1 protein-coding gene is annotated in these 8,442 nt (G+C 33.6%); it reads left to right on the top strand.

Annotation, left to right across the window (positions count from 1 at the left end):
- Positions 1 to 8,442: non-ribosomal peptide synthetase (locus tag JF259_RS17315; protein WP_199116969.1), on the top strand; the 8,442-nt coding region annotated here is incomplete at both ends.

Below are 8,442 nucleotides of genomic sequence, written 5' to 3'. Positions count from 1 at the left end.
GAAAACATTGCCTACTGGAAAAATACACTTCAAGATTACAAACGACTTGATATTTTAACAGAAGAGCGTTATGACTATCAGACAAGCAAAGTATATACAGATGAATTTCTTGAAGCATTAGTTACTAAAAGTGAAAAAGATCAAATTGAAGTAAGACATTTATTCTTAGCAGCGTATTTGTATGCAATTAGTTTGTTATCACCTGAAAAAGATATTACGATAGGAATTGTTTCACACAGAAGACCAATTGCTGAAGATGGAGATAAACTATTAGGTTGTTTTCTAAATACATTACCATTTCGATATAATGTTAATACTGATAAAAAGACATGGGTATCTTTTATAAAATCAGTAGCATCTGCATCTCAAGAATTAAGAAGTAAAGACAGGCTTTCATTATTAGAAATTGCAAAACTCCATAAAGAAAGTTCCGATAGGAACCCATTTTTTGATGTAATATTTAGTTATATGGACTTTTATGTAGTTAATGAACTATTAGAAAGTTCGGCATTTGAAAATCATATAGAAGCAACAGAATTAGAAAGTTTAGGTGTAAGCGGATTTGAAAGAACAAATACGTACTTAGATTTCACAACTAACATGACAAACAATCAATTGATTGTTAGTGCAAACCAAACAAGAGGATTTAAGTCTGGACTTACAGTTGACAATATTTTGGAGTATTTTAACAATTTCCTTCATAATTATTTATATCACGGAACGGAAATAATAAATAATCGTAAACTGCTTTCACAAGAAGAAGAAGAACGATTAATATATTCATTTAATAATACACAAATTGAAGTTTTATTACAAGAAACTATTGTAGAAATATTTGAAACACAAGTTAAAACGACTCCAAATTCACTTGCAATTGTTGATGATAATCGGAAATTAACCTATGTTGAATTAGATAAAAAGTCAAATCAATTAGCACATTACTTACGTAAAAATGGAGTCTATGAAGGGAGTTTAGTGCCAATATGTTTGGAGCGTTCCTTGGAATTTGTTGTTGGAATTATGGCTGTTTTAAAAGCTGGCGGTGCATATGTGCCAATTGATCCATCATATCCACAAGCACGTATTGATTTTATACTTGAAGATACTTCTGCAAAAATTATTCTGACGCAAAGACTATTAGCTTCTATCTTCCTAAAAACAAGCGACGAACAACAAGTTGTATATTTAGATGGTTTGGAAATTTCTAAGGAAGAACCAAAAACGGTTGTTGAAACAAATAGTTTGTCAACATCACTAGCATACATCATTTACACATCTGGAACCACAGGGAGTCCAAAAGGTGTAATGATTTCTAATAAAAATCTACGTAATTTAATTGCTTGGCATCAACGAGCATATGAGCTTAAAAATACAAGTAAAGCCCTATTATTCTCAGGAATAAGTTTTGATGCTTCGGTATGGGAATTATTTCCATATTTACTTTCTGGCGGCTGTATATATCCTGTAGAAGAATCTATTCGGTTAAACCCAGATTATATTGTCGGTTTTATCAACAAGAATAAGATTACACATGCTTACATACCCACAGCGTTTTACCCTAGTATTAAAAATGTAAAAACTCCTTTAAAAGGTGTAAAATTACTACTTGGAGGTGAGGCTTTGAAAATGAGTGAACTTCCAGAAAATGTTGAAATTTACAACAATTATGGACCTACAGAAAATACAGTGGTATCAACATATCACAAAGTAACGGAACTCAATGGAAAAATTTTAATAGGAAAACCAATTGACAATACACAAGCCTACATTTTAAACGCTGATTTGCAATTAGTTCCTATAGGAGTTTCTGGAGAGCTTTGTTTATCGGGTAAAAGTCTTTCTAGCGGTTATTTAAATCGAAAGGAATTAACGGCTGAAAAATTTGTAGCGCATCCTTTCAAAGAAGATGAGCGTCTTTACAAAACAGGAGATTTAGCACGTTGGTTACCAGATGGAAACATTGAGTTTATTGGACGAAAAGACAATCAAATAAAAATTCGTGGATATCGTGTAGAATTGGGCGAAATAGAATCTGCGCTAGAACAGCTAGACAATGTGCAGCAGTCAGTAGTTATTGTACGAGAAAACGAAATAGGGATCAAAGAACTAATAGCTTATATAACTGTAATAAATGAGGTAGAAGTTGACAATCTAAAATCAGCACTATATGAGTTATTACCGGAATATATGGTTCCTAAAATATATGTGAAATTACAATCATTTCCACTAACGCCAAACGGGAAAATAGATCGTAAAGGCTTGCCAGATCCTGATACTTCGGCCTATACAACGGCAGCTTACATTGCTCCAAAAACACAAGAAGAACTTCAATTAGTTACTATTTGGCAAGAATTATTGCATATTGAAAAGATAGGAATTCACGATAACTTTTTCGAATTAGGTGGTCATTCAGTATTGGCTATTCAATTGGTATCTCACGTTCAATCAAAATTCAGAGTAGCCTTCAACGTGAAAGATGTATTTGATGCACCAACGCTTTCTGAGATGGCAGTTACAATTTTGAGAGGAAAGTCTTTAGAAGTTACGCCAATTGTGGTAAGTGACAGACCAAAATACATTCCATTATCATATGCTCAAGAGCGTTTATGGTTTATAGATCAATTACAAGGAAGTGTGGCATATCATATACCAAGTGTTTTGCGTCTGAAAAATTCACTTAAAAGTACAACACTAAAGAAAGCTGTACGAGCCCTTATCAAACGTCATGAATCCTTACGTACCATTTTTAAAGAAGAAAACGGAAACGTATATCAGGAAATAAAAAATTACGAGGATTTTTCTGTGGATTACGTAGAAATGCTTGGGTCAGAAATGTCTCTGGAAACATTCATCAATGAAGAAACGATGCGTCCATTTGATTTATCAAATGATTATATGTTGCGTATAACATTAATAGAAGATACAGATGAAAGTCAAGTATTAATACTAGTAATACATCATATTGCCTCCGATGGTTGGTCAACGCCAATATTAATAAACGAATTACAAGCTTTATATAAAGAATATACCACAGGGTTAAAAGCTAATTTACCAATACTGCCAATTCAATATGCAGATTACAGTATTTGGCAACGTAATCATTTATCAGGAAAAGCCTTAGAAGAAAAATTATCCTACTGGCGTGAAATCTTGCAAAATAGCACACCATTGGAATTACCAATAGACTTTGCAAGACCTGCAGTACAATCTACAGAAGGAAAAATATATGGTTTTTATCTAAATAAAGCCATCGCAGGCAAACTAGATGAAGTAGCAAAAGGCCATGGTGCAACGTTATTTATGACTTTATTGAGTATCTACAAGGTATTATTATATCGTTATACAGGACAAACAGATATTAGTGTAGGAACACCAATTGCAAATCGTGGACAGCAAGAAATACAAGGACTCATCGGATTCTTTGTAAATACAATTGTATTAAGAGATGAAATACATAGTAAGTCTTCATTTATAGACTTGTTAGCTCAGGTAAAAGAAACCTGTTTGACAGGATATGACCATCAAGATGTTCCATTTGAGAAAATTGTTGACGATTTATTATTAGATAGAGATCAAAGTAGAACGCCATTATTCCAAACCTTTTTCGTATTTCAAAAAGAAGAGGAAACTCTGGAAGTTGGATTGGGAGACAACCCGGTTACAGTTGAAGAATCTGTTCACGCTACGGCCAAGTTTGATCTTACATTCAGTTTGACAGAAACACCAAATGGAATTTATGTTGCAGTAGAATATGTAACAGCTTTATTCAAAGAAGAGACGATTGCCCGAATGGCACGGCACTTTGTCAACATTGCAGAATCAGTAGCTTATGATACAACACAAGCTATTGAAGCCATTGAAATGTTGGATGCTTTTGAAAAGAATAGTTTACTTCATGATTTAAATCAAACGGAAACTGACTATCCAAAGGATAAAAATGTGGTGGTTTTGTTTGAGGAACAAGCAAAAGCAACGCCAAATTTGATTGCAGTGAAGTTTGAAGGCGAGTCATTAACGTATCAGCAACTGAATGAGCGTGCGAATCAATTAGCAAACTATTTAGTAGCAAACTCAATTTCTCAAGGAGATCAAGTTGTTTTCTATATGAATCGCGGCATTGATTATTTGGTGGGAATGTTAGGTGTTTGGAAGGTAGGTGCATGTTTCATTCCACTGAGCACAGATTTCCCGATGGAGCGAAATCAGCAAATATTATCTGAAGCCAATCGTGGAATTGTCTTGTCAACGAATGATTTACAGGAAAGTATTCAAGGATTAACGGAAGGCAAAAATATTCTCTATGTAAATGTTTCTGAAAGTGATAAATACAGTACTGAAAACATCAATATTTCCCTTTCGGGAGATATGGTAAGTTACATCATTTTCACTTCCGGATCAACAGGGAAACCAAAAGGAGCAATGTTGGAGCACCAAGGAATGTTGAATCACTTATATGCAAAAATCAATGATTTTAACATTAATGAAAGCTCAAATATTGCACAAACAGCTACGCAAGTTTTTGATGTGAGTATTTGGCAATATATGGTGGCTTTACTAGTTGGTGGAACAACGACAGTCTTGGTAGGAGATGACGCTTGGGATCCAAAACGATTATTATCAAATGTTGAAAAGGAAGAAATTACAGTATTAGAAAGTGTTCCTGCGCATTTTTCAATCTTACTGGATTATATAGAATCAGAAGCAACAAAGCCAAATCTTTCGAGTTTAGTTATGTTAATGATGAACGGAGAAGGCTTACCTCCAGCGTATTGTGAACGTTGGTTTAAATTATACCCGGAAATAGCCATGAGTAATGTATACGGACCAACAGAATGTTCGGATGATATTACACACTACATTTTCAATGAAATGTCAAAGGATTGGACTGGTTATGTTCCAATTGGAAAGCCAATCCAAAACATGAAAATGTACATTGTAGATGAAGACATACAACTAGTTCCCAAAGGCATCATAGGAGAACTATGCGCAAGCGGAGATGGCGTAGGACAGGGTTATTTGGGCAGAGAAGCCTTAACAGCAGAAAAATTTATCGACAATCCATTCGAATCAGGTACGAAGCTTTACAAAACGGGTGATTTGGTAAAATGGCTGCCAGATGGCACGATAGAATTCATTGGCAGAAAAGATGCACAGGTAAAAATCAGCGGAAATAGAATAGAGCTAGGCGAAATAGAAGTTGTAATACAAGAAGCGCCGCAAGTTATTTTAGGAGCTGTATTAGTCAAAGATGAAGGTAATACAGGTAAACGTTTGGTTGGTTACATAGAAGTGAATGAATCTTATACAAAAGAAGACCTTAATGAGTACTTAGAAGCACGTTTACCAGCTCATATGATTCCATCCATTTTTATAGAAATGGAGGCCATGCCACTCATGCCAAGTGGAAAAATAGATAGAAAGGCATTACCGCATGTAGATATTTCAGGGTTATTACAAGAAAATTACATAGCACCAAGAAACGAATTAGAATCGGGATTGGCAACTCTTTGGGAAAACTTACTCAATATTCCAAAAATAGGAATTAATGATAATTTCTTTGAGCTTGGTGGACATTCATTACTTGCCATTCGACTAGTCTCACATATCAAATCAGAATTTAGAGTTATCGTAAGCGTGCGCGATATATTTGCTACACCAACAATTGCTAGTTTAGTTGAAACAATTAAGAACGCTACTGTTTCAAATGTTCCGGAAATTGTTGTTCGAGAACGACCAGCTCATATTCCCTTATCATACGCACAAGAACGTTTATGGTTTATTGATAAACTTCATGGAAGTAATGCATTTCATATTCCAGGAGTATTACGACTTAAAGGTGAATTTAATATAAAGCTATTCACAAAAGCCATTAAAGTTTTGGTAAAACGCCATGAATCATTACGAACAATTTTTAAAGATTATGAAGGTGTGGGTTATCAGTATATTATGGGTAAAGATGAGTATGAGGTTACTTATATTCCAGAATTACCAAAAAAAGAAACAATAACTAAATTAATTGATGATACAATATTTAAAGCATTCGATTTAGCTAAGGACTATATGTTGCGAACAGTAGTTGTAAAAGAATCACCAACAAACCATGTGTTAATTTTGGTAGTACATCATATTGCTTCTGATGGTTGGTCGCTGCCAATCTTAGTAAAAGAATTAGAAGTTACGTATCAAAGTTTGCTAAAAGGAGAAGAAGTACTTTTAGATCCGCTTCCTGTTCAATATGCAGACTATAGTATATGGCAACGAGAATATTTATCGGGTGATGTTTTAAAAATGAAGCTAGCGTATTGGTTAGAAAAACTAAAAGGAGCCGCTGTTTTAGAATTGCCAACTGATTTTCCGCGTCCGGAAGTACAATCAATGGAAGGATCCATGCACCATTTCTCAATAAATAAAGAGTTATTAGATGGATTACATGAATTATCTAAAGATAATGATGCTACGTTATTCATGACACTTCTTAGTATTTATAAAGTTTTGTTATACCGTTATACGGGTCAAACGGATATAAGTGTAGGAACTCCGATTGCAAACAGAGAACAATTAGAAATTTCAAAACTCATAGGTTTTTTTGCTAACACAATAGTATTACGAGATACATTCACAAGTGATGTGCCTTTTATAAACTTATTAGCGCAAGTAAAACAAACCTGTTTAGAATCTTACACATATCAAGATGTTCCTTTTGAGCGGATTGTAGATCATTTAGGAATAGAAAGAGACCAAAGTCGTAGTACATTATTTCAAACAGAATTTGTGTTTCAAAATAATGAGAAGGTCTCAGGAATGAATTTAGGTAAAAGTGAATTAGAAATGTTACAAACTGAACACACAAGTTCTCAGTTTGACATTTTGATGAATGTTGCAGAAACACCTTTTGGTTTGGCTATCGGATTTGAATATGCAACTACTTTATTCAAAAAAGAAACCATTGTTCAAATGGCATTGCATTTTGAACAATTAATTCGTTCTATTCTAAAAGATGCGAATCAATCTATAAGTTCATTAGAAATCTTTACAGCTGATACAAAACAACAATTATTAGAAACTTTTAATACAACGAAAGTTGTATATGAAAAAGAACAAACAGTAGTTGACTTATTTGAAGCACAAGTCCAAAAACATCCAAATGCGGTGGCATTAATTCATGAAAATAAAACACTAACTTATAAAGAACTGAACGAAAAATCGAATCAACTTGCGCAGTATTTAAGAAGTGAATATGATATAAAATCAAATGATTTAGTTGGAGTAATGATGAGTCGCTCTGAATGGGTAATTATTTCTATTTTAGGAATATTAAAAGCTGGAGCGGCCTATGTGCCGATTGATATTGGATTCCCTGAATCGCGTAAGCAATTCATTGTAGAAGAATCGAGCTTAAAAGTACTTATCATCAATTCAGATAGTTTATTTGATGTATTAGAATTCAATACAAAAATTATTTCAATTGATATAGAATTTGATAGTTTTTCAGAAGATGAAACAAGAAAAACAAATCTAGAAATAAAAAGGTCTTTTTCTGATTTAGCATATGTAATTTATACTTCAGGTTCTACAGGAGATCCAAAAGGCGTGATGGTAGGTCACAAGAGTTTTACAAACATGGTGCTAGATCATAGCAGACGATTTGAAATCACAGAAAAAGATTGTGTATCACAATTTACTTCGTTCTCTTTTGATGTGTCTGCCAGTGAAATATTTATGAGCTTAATTTCAGGTTCTTGTTTGTTAATGCTTAATAAATCATTCATAGAAGATGGAGAATTGTTTGTGTCTTATTTAAAAGAAAAAAATGTAACAATTGCTCACATTCCACCATCATATTTAATCAGTTTAGATGTACAAAAACTTGCATTTGTAAAAGTATTGGTTGTTGGAGGAGAGTCACCAAATTTAGATGTAATTTTAGAATGTGCAAAAAATAGTGATGTATACAATGCTTATGGACCAACAGAATGTACAGTATGTTCTACTATTTATAAGGTAGAACCAAACGCTATATACAATTCACAATTACCAATAGGAAAACCAATAACAAACACACAGGTTTATATTCTTAATGAAGAAGAGCAAATAGTACCTATAGGAGTTGTTGGCGAATTATGTATTGGAGGATACGGATTGGCCCAAGGTTATTTAAATCGCCCCGAATTAACTGCAGAAAAATTTATTCCTAATCCATTTAAAGATGGCGAACGTTTATACAAAACGGGCGATTTGGCAAAATGGAATAGTGATGGAAACCTTGAGTTTATAGGTAGAAAAGATTATCAAGTAAAAATAAGGGGATATCGTATAGAACTAGGCGAAATAGAATCTGCGCTAGAACAGCTAGACAATGTGCAGCAGTCAGTAGTTATTGTACGAGAAAACGAAATAGGGATCAAAGAACTAATAGCTTATATAACTGTAATAAATGAGGTA

The organism is Snuella sedimenti, from assembly GCF_016428595.1.
Lineage (GTDB): Bacteria > Bacteroidota > Bacteroidia > Flavobacteriales > Flavobacteriaceae > Snuella > Snuella sedimenti.
The sequence above is the reverse complement of the archived record's forward strand: the minus strand, read 5'-3'. Positions and strand labels throughout refer to the sequence as shown.